Annotated in this window: 19 protein-coding genes and 1 other RNA gene; 17 read left to right on the top strand and 3 right to left on the bottom strand. The window is 41.1% G+C overall.

Going from position 1 to position 16,957, the window contains the following annotated elements; genetic code table 11:
• Positions 1–76: 76 nt before the first annotated feature.
• Positions 77–1,036, bottom strand: coding sequence for an acetyl-CoA carboxylase carboxyl transferase subunit alpha (gene accA, locus N480_RS00850; RefSeq protein ID WP_063370646.1), 960 nt, complete (start codon positions 1,034–1,036; stop codon positions 77–79).
• A 712-nt stretch (positions 1,037–1,748) separates the two neighbouring features.
• Here accA and tilS point away from each other — a divergent pair.
• Positions 1,749–3,074: a tRNA lysidine(34) synthetase TilS gene (gene tilS, locus N480_RS00845; RefSeq protein ID WP_063370645.1), complete on the top strand. Its 1,326-nt coding sequence runs from the start codon at positions 1,749–1,751 to the stop codon at positions 3,072–3,074.
• Complete coding sequence (locus N480_RS00840) at positions 3,061–3,396, top strand: hypothetical protein (protein WP_063370644.1); 336 nt, start codon at positions 3,061–3,063, stop codon at positions 3,394–3,396. The genes tilS and N480_RS00840 overlap by 14 nt, the downstream gene beginning before the upstream one ends.
• Before the next feature lie 48 nt (positions 3,397–3,444).
• Here N480_RS00840 and N480_RS00835 read toward each other — a convergent pair whose 3' ends face one another.
• A complete protein-coding gene (locus N480_RS00835; protein WP_063370643.1) occupies positions 3,445–4,341 on the bottom strand; it encodes a GGDEF domain-containing protein in 897 nt (298 codons plus the stop codon).
• 205 nt (positions 4,342–4,546) lie between these two features.
• Here N480_RS00835 and N480_RS00830 point away from each other — a divergent pair, with 205 nt between their 5' ends.
• Positions 4,547–6,535, top strand: coding sequence for a cation:proton antiporter (locus N480_RS00830; RefSeq protein ID WP_063370760.1), 1,989 nt, complete (start codon positions 4,547–4,549; stop codon positions 6,533–6,535).
• Here the strand turns inward: N480_RS00830 and N480_RS00825 are convergent.
• A complete protein-coding gene (locus N480_RS00825) occupies positions 6,532–7,677 on the bottom strand; it encodes a patatin-like phospholipase family protein (protein WP_063370642.1) in 1,146 nt (381 codons plus the stop codon). The two genes, N480_RS00830 and N480_RS00825, sit on opposite strands and share 4 nt — an antisense overlap.
• 356 nt (positions 7,678–8,033) lie before the next feature.
• Here N480_RS00825 and N480_RS00820 point away from each other — a divergent pair, with 356 nt between their 5' ends.
• The 14 genes from N480_RS00820 (at position 8,034) to N480_RS00755 (ending at position 16,788) form a co-directional block, all read left to right on the top strand.
• A complete protein-coding gene (locus N480_RS00820; RefSeq protein WP_063370641.1) occupies positions 8,034–8,957 on the top strand; it encodes a DUF3014 domain-containing protein in 924 nt (307 codons plus the stop codon).
• 147 nt (positions 8,958–9,104) lie between these two features.
• Positions 9,105–9,201: signal recognition particle sRNA small type (gene ffs / locus N480_RS00815), an RNA gene on the top strand.
• 120 nt (positions 9,202–9,321) lie between these two features.
• Positions 9,322–9,798 carry a Tn7 transposase TnsA N-terminal domain-containing protein gene (locus tag N480_RS00810; RefSeq protein WP_231102206.1) on the top strand — a complete coding sequence of 159 codons (477 nt, stop codon included), beginning with the start codon at positions 9,322–9,324 and terminating at the stop codon, positions 9,796–9,798.
• Between the two features lie 663 nt (positions 9,799–10,461).
• Positions 10,462–11,661, top strand: a complete 1,200-nt coding sequence (locus tag N480_RS00805) for a DUF642 domain-containing protein (RefSeq protein ID WP_063370640.1) — start codon at positions 10,462–10,464, stop codon at positions 11,659–11,661.
• Positions 11,662–11,966: 305 nt separating this feature from the next.
• Positions 11,967–12,440: a hypothetical protein gene (locus tag N480_RS00800; RefSeq protein ID WP_063370639.1), complete on the top strand. Its 474-nt coding sequence runs from the start codon at positions 11,967–11,969 to the stop codon at positions 12,438–12,440.
• 140 nt (positions 12,441–12,580) lie between these two features.
• Positions 12,581–12,799 (top strand): hypothetical protein, encoded by a 219-nt coding sequence (locus N480_RS25175; RefSeq protein WP_063370638.1) that lies wholly within the window; start codon positions 12,581–12,583, stop codon positions 12,797–12,799.
• Entirely contained in the window at positions 12,786–13,124 is a 339-nt protein-coding gene (locus N480_RS00790; protein ID WP_231102205.1) for a low molecular weight protein tyrosine phosphatase family protein, read from the top strand. The genes N480_RS25175 and N480_RS00790 overlap by 14 nt, the downstream gene beginning before the upstream one ends.
• A gap of 222 nt (positions 13,125–13,346) precedes the next feature.
• Entirely contained in the window at positions 13,347–13,673 is a 327-nt protein-coding gene (locus tag N480_RS00785) for a hypothetical protein (RefSeq protein ID WP_063370636.1), read from the top strand.
• Positions 13,674–14,000, top strand: coding sequence for a hypothetical protein (locus N480_RS00780; RefSeq protein WP_231102204.1), 327 nt, complete (start codon positions 13,674–13,676; stop codon positions 13,998–14,000).
• Positions 14,001–14,063: 63 nt separating this feature from the next.
• Positions 14,064–14,483 (top strand): helix-turn-helix domain-containing protein, encoded by a 420-nt coding sequence (locus N480_RS00775; RefSeq protein WP_063370635.1) that lies wholly within the window; start codon positions 14,064–14,066, stop codon positions 14,481–14,483.
• Positions 14,484–14,554: 71 nt separating this feature from the next.
• Positions 14,555–14,968 carry a VOC family protein gene (locus N480_RS00770; RefSeq protein WP_063370634.1) on the top strand — a complete coding sequence of 138 codons (414 nt, stop codon included), beginning with the start codon at positions 14,555–14,557 and terminating at the stop codon, positions 14,966–14,968.
• Positions 14,969–15,129: 161 nt separating this feature from the next.
• Positions 15,130–15,576 carry a nucleotidyltransferase family protein gene (locus N480_RS00765; RefSeq protein WP_269200915.1) on the top strand — a complete coding sequence of 149 codons (447 nt, stop codon included), beginning with the start codon at positions 15,130–15,132 and terminating at the stop codon, positions 15,574–15,576.
• Positions 15,577–15,694: 118 nt separating this feature from the next.
• Positions 15,695–16,369, top strand: coding sequence for a hypothetical protein (locus N480_RS00760; RefSeq protein ID WP_063370633.1), 675 nt, complete (start codon positions 15,695–15,697; stop codon positions 16,367–16,369).
• Positions 16,370–16,503: 134 nt separating this feature from the next.
• Positions 16,504–16,788, top strand: coding sequence for a hypothetical protein (locus N480_RS00755; protein ID WP_063370632.1), 285 nt, complete (start codon positions 16,504–16,506; stop codon positions 16,786–16,788).
• Positions 16,789–16,957 lie beyond the last annotated feature (169 nt).

Below are 16,957 nucleotides of genomic sequence, written 5' to 3'. Positions count from 1 at the left end.
AGAAGGGTTGAGTTAAGCAAGCACAAAAAAAGGCCACCAAGCTTCACTTGGTGGCCTTTTTCGTATCTGGTACGGCTTAGTTACAGTAGCCGAATGACATTAGACGCTGGTATCTTTGCTCTAGCATTTCTTCTTGGCTTAGCGCAGAGAGATCAGACAAGTCTTTTAGAATTTGAGATTTTAGGCTACTTGCCGCAGCATCGTAATCGCGGTGTGCGCCACCCAGTGGCTCTGGTACGATTTCATTAATAAGGTTGTTATCTTTGATACGCTGTGCAGATACACCCATTGCTTCAGCCGCAAGCGGTGCTTTTTCTGCGCTCTTCCAAAGGATTGATGCACAACCTTCAGGTGTGATTACAGAGTATGTGCTGTAACGAAGCATGTTTACACGGTCACCAACACCGATTGCCAATGCGCCACCTGAACCACCTTCACCAATTACGCTACAGATTGTAGGGACTTTTAATGACGCCATTACTTTTAAATTCATGGCAATCGCTTCACTTTGACCGCGCTCTTCAGCGCCGATACCCGGATATGCACCTTGTGTGTCAATTAGGGTAATAATCGGCATCTTAAAGCGTTCTGCCATCTCCATTAAGCGCTTAGCTTTACGGTACCCTTCAGGTCTTGGCATACCGAAGTTACGTTTAATTTTTTCTGCTGTGTCGCGGCCTTTTTCTTGGCCAATAACCATCACAGGCTTGCCGTCAAGTCGTGCTGTACCACCGATGATAGCTGGATCGTTTGCAAATGCGCGGTCGCCTGCAAACTCGTCGAATTCTGTAAACATGCGCTTGATGTAATCACTTGCGTGAGGACGCATAGGGTGACGCGCTAGTTGTAGCAATTGCCATGGGTTTAGTTCTGAGTAAATTTTTTCAGTAAGCTGTACACTTTTCTCTTTTAGCTTGCTGATTTCATCTTCCAGACTTAGGTCCAACGAACCTGAGCGACTAACAGCTTGTAGCTCTTTTATTTTTTGCTCTAATTCAGCTACTGGAAGTTCAAATTCTAAATAATTTAAGCTCATTTTCTAACCTATCTGATAATTTTTTTAAAGTTTGTCTCGGTCTAATGTAGAGAGTACAGATTTAAAATGCCAAGACTCAGTCATCTGCAACGTCTTTAATAGCTTAGCCTGTTTTACGAAAAGCAGTCTTAACTAAGAGCCAGTATTGCTTATTTACCTCAGCTTTTGGAGAAGTTCGCGAACTTTCGCAGCAAAATTCTTCTTCATCTTACAACTGTTTTTTCCTTCGTGAAGGCTAATTCTCTGTCATCACATACAATTTTCTTCACATTATACTGCCCCAAGCTGCATCTTGAAAACAGACCAGCAAGATAATGCGACTTTTTATACATAAGAAGCGATTTACCTAGATTTTGGAGCAGATGTCAATTAATTTCGGGTTTGTTTTGTTTTAGTAAATAATGAAAATTTCGGTCACTAAAAATAAATGGCAAGTGAAAATCAAGACGTTGAAATGTAGGTTTTATTCAGGCTGTTTTTCTTATTTTTTGAGTAACGTTCATAAAACCGACCAATCATTTTTTAAATTACAGTAATAATCCCTGTAAAACACCAAGGCACGCCAATATACTTTGCCCAAGTGTAGAGTGATTTTAGTAAAATAGTTAGTAGTGTCTGATCTACTTCAAAGTAAACACGTGATTTTGGCATTTCTCTTTGCAAATTCTGCTTGATAGGGTATAACGCCACGGGATCTAAATTGGGGAGAAGTATGGAGCTTACCAGCGTTTACAAGCAATTTGCAGCAACGCTTGAACAACATTGTGCTCATCGCGTCCAACAGGGCTTTACGGTGGCGCTGTCAGGTGGTGTGGATTCTGTTGTGTTATTGCACTTATGTCACCAGTATGCAAGTCGATTTGATGCTCTCCCTATCAAAGCTGTTTATGTAAATCATGGGTTGTCGGAAAACGCACTGCATTGGCAGCAGTTTTGTGAGCAGCTCTGTCAAAGTTTATCGATCTCATTTCAAGCTGCAATGGTGACAATACAGCCAAAAACGCGGGTCAGCCTTGAGGCACAAGCGAGAGAAGCTCGTTACAAAGCACTGGATGAGTATGCTTTGAGTGACTCGACGCTGTTGCTTGGTCAGCATGCCGATGATCAGGTGGAGACATTTTTCATTCGTCTGAAAAGAGGCTCAGGGCTCCAAGGTTTAGGCGCAATGAAAACAGCAACAACGCTGCAAAGTGGACGTCACTGTGTGAGGCCGTTAATTCACATCGAGCGCCAAGACATTGAAGCGTTTGCCAAAACCTTTGGATTTCATCATATCGAAGATGAATCAAACCATAGTGATATATTTGATCGAAACTTTTTACGTAATCAAGTTTTGCCCCTTTTAAAAGCAAGGTTTAAAGGGTTTGTGCCAAGTGTGTTGAGGTCTATTTCGATATTGCAGGCGCAGCAAGCGTTGATTGACGAGATATCAGAGAGCGATATGGCGCGTTGCACACAAGCTGCGTGTTTGATCGTCGCAGAATTGAAGCAGCTGTCAGCTTTAAGGCAAAGTAATGTCGTGCGGGCATGGCTGTCGAAGCATAATGTTGACATGCCTTCAAAAAAGCAATTAGAACAGATTTTAAGTCAGGCAATAAATGCCCGTACAGATGCACAAGTAAACATTCAATTAGCGCAAGGTAGCGTAAAGCTTTATCAGGGCAGGTTGTATTGGCTTGATAAAGACTTGCCACCAATGATAGAAAATAAAACCTTGAGCATGATTGAACCGGTTATGATTGCTTGCGGGCGCATGCTTGTTTTATATGAGGGTAAGGGTGTGAGAAAACCACACCCAAATGAGCATGTCTCAGTGAGATTCAATTGTTTAAATGACAAAGTGAAACCACTTGGAAAGCCAGGTCGAAACACGATTAAGCACTGGTTGAAAGATTTAAACGTGCCCACATGGGAACGCGAACGCGTACCTTTGATTTACTATAACGACACGCTTGTCGCGGCCGTCGGTCATTTTGTCAGCGAAGAGTTCGCGAGTGAGCAGGGCGTCTATTGGAAAGTAATTAATGCAAAAAAATAACGCAATCAGTCTATCTTTGGCCAGTAAGGCCCCAATCGCAATCGTGATTTGTTGCCTTGGATTTATACTCTTGGCTTTGGGTTCGGTGTTTCATCTCACAAACCTATTACTCGCATTGAGTGTCGGCGCGTTGTCAGCTGTGCTGCTTTTGGCGTATTGGCATGGTAAAGGTGGTTACTTTTTCATTTTGGGCTTGGCTGCGCCAATGCTTTCGATATTGTTTAGTGAGTTACCTGATTTTTGGGCACTAGGGTGGGTGATTAACGGCTTTTTTAGCGGTTTTGCCATACTACTTTGGGTGTTTAAAGTAAAAAACCGCTAATCACGATGGTACTTACCATTAGGGGATGGTAAGTACCCAATAAGTTGATTACACTGCGCGTGCACAATTCCTTCCCGCTTCTTTGGCTTTGTATAGTCCGCCATCAGCTCTGGCAAATATTTCGTTTGAGCAATCTTGGCTTGACGCAAGGGTAAACCCAATACTGGTTGTTACTTCGTGTTTTACCAGCAAATTGCACCCGTTTACTCTGTCCATAATACGTTCCGCGATTACTTTGTTTGTGGTAAATGCTGGGTCGTCGATAAGAACTGCAAACTCATCACCACCAAATCTAAATACTGCATCTGTGGCTCGGATACTTGACGTTAAGATATTGGCAAACTCAATTAGTACTTCGTCACCTTTTTTATGTCCATATTTGTCATTAACTTGTTTGAAGTTGTCTAAATCCAACAGCATCAAACTAAAATTACGATGATGACGACGACTGCGCTCAAGTTTGGTTTCCAAATATTCATTAAATTGGCTGCGATTGTATAGGCCCGTCAGTGTATCTTTGGTCGCAAGTTGCAGGACACGATGATACATCAGCGCATTTCTGAGCGGATAAAGTAAACAGGTATGCAGCTGCATTAAGCGTGCTCTGATAGTCCCACTTAAGCTATATTTACTAAAATACACGAGTTGACCTAAATGCTGTCCGTTAAGCTCAAGGTCAAACGTATATGGTTTGAGTTGGTTGTCGCTTTGATGCATTTGAAACAAACCTTGGCTAGAGTGAAATTGTAGCCCAGCAAGATCTGTAATGCGTTTAACGTAGCCTGCAAATATGTCTAATATGCCGTTCACCTCTAATGTGGTTTGCAGCTTTTCGACGAGCGTATTTGGTTGTTCTGGCGCTTGTGAAACATATTGGTCCGTCGCAAACGGTATGTAGTCACCGCGCGAAGGCGTTCGTTGCGCCAAAATATGGACATTTTCCATTTGGTAATTCCCCTAATTACAACATTCCCAAACAGATAAGCTAGTTTCATGCCAATAAATTAAACTGGCTGAAAAACAGTTGCTTGCTATAGTTAAATTGAATGAAAAATAATCTACAACGAATCTTTGACACCTAGGAGGCCGTTTGCAGCAAAATTTTGCCGGGCTTTTTTCAGAAAAAGTGCTCATTGCAATTGTTAATGCGTTGCATGGGCACTTTGCAGGTTTTGTCGCGCTGTTGTTATGTGCAGTTTTACTTGTTTGGTCGTTTAAGCGCGTAGGTTTACCGCCGATTTTAGCCTATTTGCTTACAGGGCTAGTGGCGAGTGGTTATGGGTGGATGGACAACAGTCACGAGATCCATTTAATTGCCGAGTTAGGAATCGTATTTTTACTATTTAGCCTGGGGTTGGAATTCTCTATTCCTAAATTGATGGCTATGCGCAGTGTGGTTTTTGGCCTCGGTAGCACACAGGTTATTCTCTCAATTTTTTTAGTCACAGTTATTTTATTCAAGGTTGGACACGCTTGGTCTGAATCACTGATCATTGCTTGTATCGTTGCGCTTTCTTCAACTGCGGTGGTCGTCAAGATAATGAAAGAAAATGGCATGTTGAACCTTCGCAAAGGGCAACTTGCAGTGGGAGTGCTGTTATTTCAAGATATTGCAGTTGTTCCTATGCTAATTATCTTTCCTTTGATGGCACAAACCGATAATCAAGTTTTGGTTGGGGCGCTGATATTGGCACTCGCAAAGGGCGCTTTTGTATGTATGTTGTTATGGGCTATTGGAAAATGGGTGCTACCTAAAGTATTTAATGAAGTAGCGCTTGCCCGGACTGATGAGCTGTTTGTATTAACGACGTTGGTTGTTGCTTTGTGTGCCGGGGCACTCACTTATGCTTTTGGGCTGTCTATGGCATTGGGCGCATTTTTGGCTGGCATGATGCTAGGAGAAAGCCAGTACCGTCATCAGCTAGAAGCCGAGATAAGGCCATTTAGAGATATTTTGATGGGTTTATTCTTTGTAACAGTGGGCATGCAACTTGATGTTGGTTACGTGATTAACTCATTTTTCTATATTTTAGGTGCCATGGCATTACTGCTCGTCACTAAAGTTATCATTGTTTATGTTAGTGCTCAGCTTATGGGGGAGCGGAAAAAAGACGCGTTTGCCTCGGGGGTGATGTTATGGCAAATGGGGGAATTTGGCTTCGTACTGGTGGCACTGGCAGGTAAGCATCACTTACTTGAACCCAATGTTGCTTCTTTTTTACTGGCACTCGGTGTGATTTCAATGGCGTTAACGCCTTACTTGATTGGCCAGACAGAACATTTGTTGGCGTTGTTTAAACTAGACACTGAGCACAAATCAGATATCTCAAATTCAGGGTTTAAAGATCCGACGATAAAAGACCATGTGGTGATTTTTGGTTACGCGCGGGTAGGGCAAACAATTGCCCGCTTTTTGAAACCTGAGGCGATCCCGTATGTGGCCATTGAGCGCAATCCAATTATTGTGCAAGAAGCGCAGACGGCAGGAGAGCCTGTAATATTTGGTCACGCAGCGCAAAAAGATATTTTGAAATCAGCGTGTGTGAGTAAAGCGCGGTTAGTGATTGTGACGATGGATGATTTCGAGCAAAGTCAAATAGTGATAGACGCGATAAAACACTTTGCACCAGAGGTTAAAATTTTGGTGCGTATGCAAGACGATACGCATTTGGAAGACTTGAAGCAGTTGGGTGTTACCGAAGTGGTACCAGAATCTTTAGAAGCGAGCCTGATGTTAGTGTCGCATGTTTTGTATATGTCAGGTGTTCCTATGAGGCGTATTTTTAAACGGGTAAGTAAGGAAAGGCAAAACCGCTATGAGTATCTGCACGGGTTCTTCACGGGTAACAGCCATGAGTTGCACGAATATGGTAATAGCCAGTCAAGCTTTGTATCTGATCGCTTAGAATACTTACATGCGATTGCGCTCCCTGAAGATGCGTACGCGGTAGACAAAACGATTTCCGAGTTACAGCTTGTTCGGCACAAGGTGGTAGTAAAAGCTTTGAGGCGGGATGGAACTGAAATATCCATGCCAGATGAAGACATTATGTTGATGGCAAGCGATGTCTTATTGCTCAAGGGCAAGCCGCGCAGGGTAGAGCGTGCAGAGCAATTCATTCTTGATGGTTTACCTTAGTCTAGCTCTAAAAAAGCGCGTATTTCATCGAGTCTAGCTAAACCGTCTTCATAGCCAATTTTAATGAGTTCTTGCGTGTAACTTTTCTCAAAAAGTAGGTAACTGGTTAAACTGGATTGGGAGTGTTTCTTAACCCCGATTGTTCGGAGCAACAATTTGACGGCAATGGGAAGGTCATCATAAAAATCGAGTGCGAGTTCATTAAAGTTCATTGATGGGTTAACCACTAAAGTATCCACACGTTTTAGCTCTTTATGTTTCTCTTTGGCTGGCAGTAAACTCACGGTGCGGTTTACACGCTCAAGTCGTTCAAGGTCTGACTGCAGGGTATCGCTAAAAATACTATCTAATAGGTGGCCTGCAACCACTGACATGCCAGGAAAATGTGCTTCATACCCCAATGGAGTATGCGCTTTAGGCTGCTCAACACCGATAATAAATATTTTGCTAGCACCTAGGTGAATAGATGGACTTAGCGGAGAAAGCTGGTGAATAGAGCCATCGCCATAGTAGTTATGCTTTACCCGTACACTTGGGAATACCATTGGGATAGCACTGGACGCCATTAAGTGGTCGAGCGTAAGGTGTGTTTGCACGCCTTCGCGCTTGGCTCGTTGCCACGGTTTTGCATCTTTGGCTTGGTAAAAAGCCACAGATTTACCGCTAGAGTAACTCGACACTGTAACAGACAGAGCATCTAAAAATCCGCGGTGAATATTTCGGTCGATACGCGCCAAATCTAGTACTTCTGCAAGTAGGTGACGCAGTGGAGTGTTGTCCAAAAGGCTGGCTGGTGGATGATTAATGTAATCTGCCTGAAAGCTGCGCATTACATTATCAAACAAGTGGCCAAATGCACCAAGTAAGGAGCTCTTATATACCATATCGGTATGAAAGCTCTTCCAGATCCATTCTATTTTTCTTATCGCTAAATGCATATTGGATGAGTAACATGCAAGGCCGGTCGAATTGATGGCACCGGCAGAGGTACCGTTAATAATTTTAAAAGGCAGGGGGGCGCTGCGTGGCAAGCTCAGAGCAATAGCTTTGAGTACACCGACTTGATATGCGGCCCTCGCGCCACCACCCGTTAATAAGAGAGCGATGTGCGGTTGGCCAATTTTACTCTGCGCCTTATTCATACACGTCCTTTCATTTGCTAAGCAGAAACCGTAACAAAAAATAACCTGCTTACTTATACTATACTCAATTTAAGACAAAAGTGTATTTTGCATCTTTTATAAATATCAGCCAGTTACAAAATTGCGTTCATGCAATATCGTGTGAAAACGTGTTGTACATTTGTTTGTTTCTGTTGCTTTGGCTCTTGTTTGCTCAGATGTTCATGTAATTGTCAGCAAAGAGGTGCGAGTTTGAGATAAACTCTCATTAATGCGCGTTAACGCAGATGAGATATCTTTTAGTTTGTGTTTTAATTGCATAGTGCAGCGAGGAATTTTGGCTGCCAAGTTATTTAAGCGAATTTTACGGAGTCTCCATGTCAGAGCACAGTTCAGCAGAGCCAAGGACAAATAAAAAGCCTTCTAACAGTCAACTTCTTGTGGCGGTGATTGCCGCAGTTGCATTAATTATTGTTGCTGTATTTGTATTAGCGAACAAAGAAAGTAAGCCCGCAGAGAATACAAAATTTCGACAGGATGTCGTAGTGCCTGAAGAAACCCCTAAAACGGTGGTCAATACGGCCCGCACTGAGTCAACATCGCAGCGAGAAGAGGCAGTTGCTGACCAAAGTACAAATCCAGTTGAGCCCTCGGAGCCGGTTGCCGAGGAGCCAGTGGTAAACACGCAACCTGAAGCAAGACCAGTTGAGCCAGTAGAACCGATTTTACCGACTTTAGACGACAGCGATACAAGTGTACGTGACAGCGTAGCAAGCTACCTCAGCAAACAAGCAATGGAATTGCTAGTGACTGAAGATATGGTTAGACGCAGCGTGGTATTTATCGACAACTTAGCCCAAGGTAAGATTGCTAAGAAACACTTCCCAGTGAGCAAGCCAGCCGACAACTTTATGGTGATTGAAGACGATATCATTGTGACCGACCCTAATAGCTTTGAGCGTTACACACCTTATGTGAATATGCTTAGTTCAATGAGCACAGCGCAGCTTGTGCGTCTTTATGAGCAGTATAAGCCGCTTATCAGCGAAGCCTATGAGGAAATCGGTTACAACGGTAGTGAGTTTGATTACACTCTACAAGAAGCGCTTGGGGAGTTGCTTGAAACACCAATTCCGGAGTCTAGTCTTCCACTTATACAAGAGTCAGTGACTTATAAGTACGCATATGCAGAGTGGGAGCAGCTGTCTGATGCACAAAAACTATTTTTGCGTATGGGACCTGAGAACATGAAAAAAGCCAAGAAGCGCCTACAGGCATTCCAGCGCGCTCTGGCTAACTAGTACAAATTTAATACTCAATTAATCAAAAGCTTGCTACGTTGCTTAAACAAACAGCAAACGAGCAAGCTTTTTTAGTTTTCGCTTGCATCCCCGTAAGAAAATCGCCATAATTCATCCCGCGCCAAACAAGGCCCTCAATGGTGGTCTTATTGGTCCTCTCGCAACAATAGTTCGTGAACCTGGTCAGGTCCGGAAGGAAGCAGCCACAGCGGATGACTTGTGTGCCGGGATGTGGCTGGTAAGACTACCACCCAAACTCCACATGTTTGAAGTGTAAGTCTGCAAATTTGTAGTAAAACCTCGCATTAAAACTAAATCATAGCCCTGCATAGCCAACTTTTTATATTGTCTCACATTTTCAGTGATGGTCATTATCAGGCGTAAACTAAAGCACTCCAGAGTCAAAAATCTTTATAAGTTTGCAAGTCAAAAGAACAAAGCCACTTGCTTAGTTGAATCATCCTTAGAGTTCGATGCGTGTTTTCACTTTGAATACTCTCGTGAAATAAAAGCTTTTGAGGCTCAACCGTTAGTATTTGGATATGAATTCAATGGCAAGGTTTGCGCGTACACTCCTGATTTTCTGATAACGCATCATAAGAAGCCGCAAAAACTTATTGAAGTTAAACCCTTTAGTAAAATATCAAACCCTGAATTTAGGGCACGCTTTGCGCAAAAACAGTTTGTTGCCAAAGAACAAATAGGCATTGAGCTGATATTAGTCACTGACAAACAAATTCGTGTTTATCCAACCTTAGATAATTTAAAGTTGCTGCATCGTTACTCGGGATTTCAGTCTTTAACCGAGCTTCAGCTTTCCATCATTCAGCTACTTAATTAGTGGTGAAAACTCAGATACAAGATGTGGTGATAGCGCTGAAAGCCTCCATCGGTGAGGTGTTTGCCTCGGTGTATCGTCTATTGTCTTTAGGCAGTGTTAATTCAGACTTAAGCAAGGGGCTAACTATAGGAGCAGTGGTTTGGATTGATAAAGTTTACAGTCTTATATAAGCCGAAATTTTAGGAGTTCGTTGCTTCTAAGCAAATTGGATATCTTTTAATCGTCTTACTTATCTTTAAAAAATTATTTGGTTGAACAATACAATTTAATACGCAGATGCAGTGGGAAAGTCGATTTTTAGTACTAAAACCACCCTGATACCAGAATCTCTTTAATAGAGCTGTTTATAATAATGCTTTCGCTTTTAATGGTTTATGTGGTGGTAAAGCATATTCAAATACGTCAAAAGATCTAATTTAAGCTTTTAACCATATTAACTGCGCTCCCCACAAAAAACTGTCGGTAACGTCTTGATCTTTTGTAGCCATCTCTAGGTTGATAAGCACGTTTTTCAATTTAGGCACCAATTGTGCAATTACATTACAAGCAAATATTTAAATTAACACCTACTGAGCGCTAAACCTCTAGGTAACTTTTTGAATACTAGTAATAAATCTTTTCTGAATATGCTTTAAATACAATCAAACTTGGGAGTATTACTATATGAAATTATCTCTTTTTGCAATGTCTTCGCTTTTTGCTTCGCAAATTGCAACAGCAGACAATTTAGTTACAAACGGCTCTTTCGAACAAGATGTCGTAAAATCAAAATGGAAGTTGCTAAGTACAGTTACTGGGTGGCAAAGTGAAGGGGCTAAATTTGAAATTCAAACATCACGCCTTGGTATCATCACCGCTCAAGATGGCAACCAATATATCGAGCTCGACTCGACAGCTAATCACAGTGTGTTTCAAACAGTAGCAACAGAAGCTGGGAAAACATATGAAGTTTCGTTCTACTACTCACCACGTGTTACGGGGAACAATCAGACAAATAAAGTCGATGTTAAGTGGAATGGCACAACGGTATTAAATTTAAACGCAACGCAAAGAGGTTGGCAATCTTTTGCATTGTCTGTAGAGGCGGTTTCAAGCAGTTCTGAGATCCGCTTCACTGGCGCTGGCACGAATGATAGTTTAGGAGGCTTCATTGACAATGTAGTGATAACTGAAAAGCAGGCTTGCCACACGGGTATCTTTGGGATTAATAACTACGGCTCGTCAGAGACAGGATATGTCTATAAGTTTGATCTAGAGACAAATACGTTCAGCGTCGTTGCTGGGGCTCAAAATACGGCGTCAAATATTGCCAGCCACAATGGTAAGCTTTATTTCATGGAACAGCTTGACTCGAGCACTAAAGCGTCAAAATTATGGTCATTAGATCTAGAGACTGGCGAACAAGTTGCTGAGGCAGATGCTAAGTCTTGGCCAATTTATCGTTCTGCAGTAACAGCCAGTGGGCAGTCTTTACGTGCCACGAGTAAAACGTATATGTATGACTACAACCTTCAAACGGGTGAAAAAACAGTGTTAGGTAAGATGCGTTACTCAGGTGACTCATTCTCTCACGGAGATGTTGCTTATTCAGCTGATAACAACACACTTTATGTGCTAACTGGTAAGTCCTTGTATACCATTGATGATGGTTCAATGGAGTTAACGTTGATTGGTCACCATGGGATTAACTGGGCGTCTGGTTTAGCAATTTCTGATGAGGGTACATTGTACGTTTCAGGCAGAGTGGCAGGTGAAAACGCAAAAATTTATACCGTTAATCCTCAAACCGCTGTTTCTACATATGTTATGGATGCACCAGCGCATATTAATGACTTAACCTTCGTAGATAACTACTGTCAATAAGTGGTGTATATAAAAATAGCCTGTGGTTCAGGCTATTTTTTGAGTAATTTCTATTTGAACACAGTGATTTTAGATATTTATGGTTTTATAACTGTCAGAGTGCAGTTAATGCTCGTGTAAAAAATTGTGGGGCACTAAGGTATCGCTCAGGCATTTTGACTGTTGATGTGCCATGAGGCTGCTCATAATCATAAATATCTAACTACTTTTGTAAGATTTTGATTTAATTGATTGATTAGTATAGGTTGTTACGTTAGTTAGGCAATCTAACCTTACCACAGTGTTGTATAAATATAGGAAAAGTCGTGTTTAAAAGTAGTATCTTAATCTTACTGTCAATTTTTATGTCAGGTTGTATGTCCACTTTCCACACTAAACCATACGTTGCGTATGAGAACAAGCATCACCCGCTTTCTGATACCTCAGTGTTTACAACTGATGGAGGTATGGGAAATTCAATTAGTCAAATATTGAGTGTAAACGGTGTAGAAACAAGTTGCTGGGAGGTAGGCTGCCCAATTTGGGTGAGGGTTAAACCTGGTGTAAATAAGTTTACGGTAAAATTAAGTGTTTATGATAACGGAATAGCTTCATATAAAGTAGGTGTGACTGAAGTTACAATAAATGACATGAAGCCTAAGCATGTATATAAAGCTAAGTTCGACGTAGTGGATAGAGAATTTAAAACAATGATAGAGGATCTGGGTGAAAATCCTGAATATGGGATTCACCTGGGGCTAGAAGGTTTCAACAAGCAGTATTATCCAGTTGAATTCTAAATTAACAGCAAACGATTAGACTGAGCTTTGTTGGTAACTTTGTATTTTGTTGCTTATGGCTTAGTCTGGGGCTATTAATCATTACGATACCTCACCGTATTATCGCGGCTGCTGAACCCGATAAACTGAGAGGATATGAGATGAGTGGAAATCGCACTAGATCTTGGAGAAGATTTAAAAATTTTATAAACAGAAGCAAAGGTATGGGAACTGAAAAGGATTGGAGGCCAGAAAAAAACTGGAAAATGGTTTACCTTCGATCTGCAAAGTTGGCAAGAGCTAAACAGTTAGGTTTTGAGTACCCAAGAAAAAATTTATTAAACATAGCAAAGAAAGCATTGAGCAGTGAATCTGAATAAAATGAACTTGTTATTTATATGTAGCCGAAATCAATGGCGTAGCCCAACCGCAGAGTATATATGGAAACGCTCAAGTGAATACAATGTGCGCTCAGCAGGGACGAGCCCTAAAGCAAAAAAGACTGTAAATAGTCGTGACATTATTTGGGCTGATGTCATTTTTGTTATGGAGACCAAGCATAAAAACAGGATTGTGGCTGAATTCACGCGAATGTTACATCATAAGCCTGTGAATGTACTCGATATACCGGATGAATATCAATATATGGACCCTGAATTGGTGTCAGAGCTAGAAGAAAAAGTTATGCACTTTTTGTCACCATAAGATGGAGCCTCTAATCTAATATGGACTCGCTACGATCCCAGTTTAGCGCTGTTAAGCAGATTATTACTCTTCAATTACCAAATAACCCTTAAAGTATATAACATGGCTATGCTGTATAACCTATAACTTGACTAAGCAAGCTTACTGTAGAGCATTTAAACTATAACATTGGGCTAGTAAAAATAGCTTTGGTCCCTTATATCTTCAATTGGAGAGATTAAAATGGCATACGCAATACATATAACAATCGCCGATGGTTGGTGGGAAAGTGAACAAAAGCCAATTCTATTAGAAAAGATTATTGCTTTAGCGCCAAATGGTGAAAATGAAGTTTCAGGAAAGAACACCGATACGGGCGAGGTAATTACCATATCTACTGAGTATAGCTTTGAATGGGCCGTAGCAGTTGGGGAGCCCAAATACGCGTTTCACTACACGAGAGGGCGCATCACTTTTAATTACGTCTCTGATGCGCAAATAGCTGTAGCCAAGGCATTAGCTGCTAAACTCGGGGCTATTGTTCAAGGAGATGAAGAAGAGTTGTATTAAATGGATACTACTTTGCTGAAAGCACTTTTGAGCAGGCTCCTGAGCAGATACCAAAAAGACAAACGAATTGAAGCAGAGTTAATGGCTGCTTACGTTCTTTTGCCAAAAGATATCGTCGAATCTGCAGATGGGTATTGTGAAGCAGACTTTTTGACTTACATTAATCACAATGAGCTATTGTTAGCTTTGGAAGAGATAGAGGGAGTGATCGTTGATAACGGTCTTCAGACTAAACAGTTTTGGACACACTTAATACAAGCCGCAAAAATAATGAATCATGCTCACGCCGAAAGGTATCGCTCTATTCATAGCGCTGCCAATTACTAAACGGATTTGATGTCCGCTGATTGAAAAAGAGTTTTATTTTATGTTGGTTAATAAGGATATTTTATGACTACAAACTATAGATTGAAACGGCTGAATACAGGCAGGGATTATATTGCGGATAACTACCACACCCCTCTCAGCCTATCGGATATAGCTAAATGCTCATACATGTCTCCTTATCACTTTTTGCGTGTATTTAAAGATACTTATGGAGAGACTCCTAACGAATTTCTGATTCGGCTGAGACTCCAACAAGCAAAGAAAATGCTCATTACAGAAAATTACAGTGTCTCAGAAGTTTGCGAGAGAGTGGGTTATAGCAGCCTTGGTAGCTTTTCTTCGTTGTTTTTGAAGCAAGTTGGTGTGGCTCCTACGGCATATCGCCGAAAACTTTGGGCTTTATCTAGCGAAGAATATTGTTTTCCTGCACAGGCTATTCCAGCTTGTTTTGCATTTAAATTCATAGGTAAGTTGGCAAAGTGAGCAAGATTGGAGAAATATCATCGCAATTATTTCTATAACATTAGGGTGAATCAACAAAAAGGAGTACAAAGATGATCACATCTATAGCGCATTCAACAATATACGTACTTAATCAGGACGAGGCACTTGATTTTTATACAAATAAACTCGGTTTTGAGGTCGGAGATGACATGAAAGTGGAAGGAGACTTTCGTTGGTTAACTGTGTATCCAAAACCTAATTCACAACTTCAGTTAGTACTGGCAGAGCCAAAAGAGGGACCGATGTTCACCAAAGACTCTGCAGTAAAAATACGAAGCTTAATTGCTGAAGGGGCATTTGGGGCAGGCGTTTTCGAAACTGAAAACTGCCAGAAAACGTATGAAGAGCTTGTGGCTAAAGGCGTGGAGTTTATTCAGCCACCCACAGAGCAGCTTTATGGCGTTGAAGCAATGGGCATAGACAACTCAGGAAACTGGTTTAGCCTAGTTCAACGGGCCAAATAAATCATATTAATAAGAGTCAACAATACGCTACAAATGGCGCTGTTGCTCTAGAGGATATTACATAGGTAAAAGTGGACAGAATTGTAGAATTACTTAAGCGTGATATGGTTCGAGTTAAGGTGCTCAATTTAGTCGCAAAATTGGCGATACCTTAATGCTATATTGCAGCGGGATTTGTCCGCAATTTGGTCCGGGACTCTCTGCATAATCTAGACTCGCCGACTCCATTTAACGACGTTGATGTAATCTATTTTGACCCTGAAGAAGCAAACCCTGATGCTTACATTAAGTATGAAAGTCAGCTTATTCAACAAATGCCAGAGTTAAACTGGCAAGTTCGAAATCAAGCGATAATGCATGGTCGCAATGGAGATTCTCCGTATAAAAGCGTGCTAGATGCCATGAGTTATTGGCCCGAAAAGGAAACTGCAATTGCTATCCGTCAGACCGCAGAAAGTCAATATGAATGCATTGCTGCTTTTGGGGTAGAATCATTGCTAAAGGGTGACATTACATATAACTCCAATAGGCCACGGAAAGTGTTTGATGATCGGGTAAAATCAAAAGGGTGGCTAGTTAGGTGGCCACAACTGAGCGTTGCGCCTTAACAGAGGAGCTAAGGCGCATTGATTTAAGCATATTTGTTTATTGTTTATAAGTTTCACACAGTGACGCCTGCTATCAAATTGCTTATGTAATGAGGCACGTTTTTTAGGAAAAGTAATCATGCGATTATTATTTTTACCAGGAATGGATGGAACCGGCATTTTGTTCGAGCCAATCAAAAAATATATAATAGAATCATGCTCTTATGAAATTTTACCGCTGTCAACTCTCAGATCGAATCATCCAAAAGAGCAAGCAATTGAAATAGCTGAACAATTTAAGTCTGAAGAGATAGTTTTATTTGCAGAGTCATATTCAGGGCTCATTGCCTACGAACTATGTCAATTGAGTGGTGTGACGGTTAAACACGTCTTTTTTGCTGCCAGCTTTTTGAGTCGTCCATCCTTGTTGGCTAAATTTAGTTCTTTAATACCGTTATCCATGATACGTCACCGCATAGTTCCTACTACCGTTCTGAGTTATTTGCTCTTTGGTAGCATTAATCGTACTGAATTGGTTAAGCTTTTTTATAAAGCACTTGATAACGTTTCAAATAAAGAGCTAAAAGAACGGTTAAAAATCATTAGGCGAGCAACAGAGCCTGTCGAAAAAATTCACCAACCAACAACTTACTTAAATGCTAGTGCAGACTATTTGGTGAATAAGAAGGTTATTAGCTCTTTTAAACGGGTGTGCTTAGAACTAAACGTAGTAAATATTCAAGGCGGTCATTTTATAGCTCAGAGTAACCCAGAAAAATGTTGGCAGGAAATTAGCCGCATCATAGCAAGTTAACTTTGTTTTTATTATAAAGGAGATTTTTAATCTTAAGGTCTTGAGTATTCTTACTTTGCCACTTCTTTCAAATATACTTACAGTGATTCCTCGATGCTTTTATTTTCTTCAGATTCTTCACAAGCGGTTTCGGAATGTGGTGTTTTTGCTTTTATAGAACCTCAGGCGCTAAAGTCGAAAGCCAATTAAATATAAGTCAGGTAATTCAAAAGCATTCTGGCCGGTTGTGGTTAATATCAGCGGTTGAGTATGTTTATGAAGATCTCAATGGCAGGGTCAGGTGTGTGGACCTCACAGAAGACTTAGTCACCTACTTTCAATGTGATGACGTTAAAGAGGTAGATGCCACGAGAAAGTTAACTCTCACTTGTCTTAGTGTTAAAGAAAGTGAAGTACAACCAGGTTTTCAGGAACTATAAATTTAACTAAAATCACAATAAGCAAGCGAGAAGCTACTAAGAAATATATCAATCTCAGAATTTAATTACATTGAATCGGCCTTATGGTTTTTAATTTCCCTTGGGTTATTTGTGAATGCCATTATAAAAGGCCCCTCAAATGTGTATTGCAAAGTATCACTATGCGCAT

It is taken from the genome of Pseudoalteromonas luteoviolacea S2607, assembly GCF_001625575.1.
In the GTDB taxonomy this organism is placed as follows: Bacteria; Pseudomonadota; Gammaproteobacteria; order Enterobacterales; family Alteromonadaceae; genus Pseudoalteromonas; species Pseudoalteromonas luteoviolacea_E.
This window is presented reverse-complemented; position numbering and strand designations above follow the sequence as displayed.

Excerpts from the sequence above, each read along its gene's own strand:
- accA (WP_063370646.1), bottom strand. The coding sequence starts at position 1,036 with ATGAGCTTAAATTATTTAGAATTTGAACTTCCAGTAGCTGAATTAGAG.
- tilS (WP_063370645.1), top strand. The coding sequence starts at position 1,749 with ATGGAGCTTACCAGCGTTTACAAGCAATTTGCAGCAACGCTTGAACAA.
- N480_RS00840 (WP_063370644.1), top strand. The coding sequence starts at position 3,061 with ATGCAAAAAAATAACGCAATCAGTCTATCTTTGGCCAGTAAGGCCCCA.
- N480_RS00835 (WP_063370643.1), bottom strand. The coding sequence starts at position 4,341 with ATGGAAAATGTCCATATTTTGGCGCAACGAACGCCTTCGCGCGGTGAC.
- N480_RS00825 (WP_063370642.1), bottom strand. The coding sequence starts at position 7,677 with ATGAATAAGGCGCAGAGTAAAATTGGCCAACCGCACATCGCTCTCTTA.
- N480_RS00820 (WP_063370641.1), top strand. The coding sequence starts at position 8,034 with ATGTCAGAGCACAGTTCAGCAGAGCCAAGGACAAATAAAAAGCCTTCT.
- N480_RS00810 (WP_231102206.1), top strand. The coding sequence starts at position 9,322 with ATGGTCATTATCAGGCGTAAACTAAAGCACTCCAGAGTCAAAAATCTT.
- N480_RS00805 (WP_063370640.1), top strand. The coding sequence starts at position 10,462 with ATGAAATTATCTCTTTTTGCAATGTCTTCGCTTTTTGCTTCGCAAATT.
- N480_RS25175 (WP_063370638.1), top strand. The coding sequence starts at position 12,581 with ATGAGTGGAAATCGCACTAGATCTTGGAGAAGATTTAAAAATTTTATA.
- N480_RS00785 (WP_063370636.1), top strand. The coding sequence starts at position 13,347 with ATGGCATACGCAATACATATAACAATCGCCGATGGTTGGTGGGAAAGT.
- N480_RS00780 (WP_231102204.1), top strand. The coding sequence starts at position 13,674 with ATGGATACTACTTTGCTGAAAGCACTTTTGAGCAGGCTCCTGAGCAGA.
- N480_RS00775 (WP_063370635.1), top strand. The coding sequence starts at position 14,064 with ATGACTACAAACTATAGATTGAAACGGCTGAATACAGGCAGGGATTAT.
- N480_RS00770 (WP_063370634.1), top strand. The coding sequence starts at position 14,555 with ATGATCACATCTATAGCGCATTCAACAATATACGTACTTAATCAGGAC.
- N480_RS00760 (WP_063370633.1), top strand. The coding sequence starts at position 15,695 with ATGCGATTATTATTTTTACCAGGAATGGATGGAACCGGCATTTTGTTC.
- N480_RS00755 (WP_063370632.1), top strand. The coding sequence starts at position 16,504 with ATGTGGTGTTTTTGCTTTTATAGAACCTCAGGCGCTAAAGTCGAAAGC.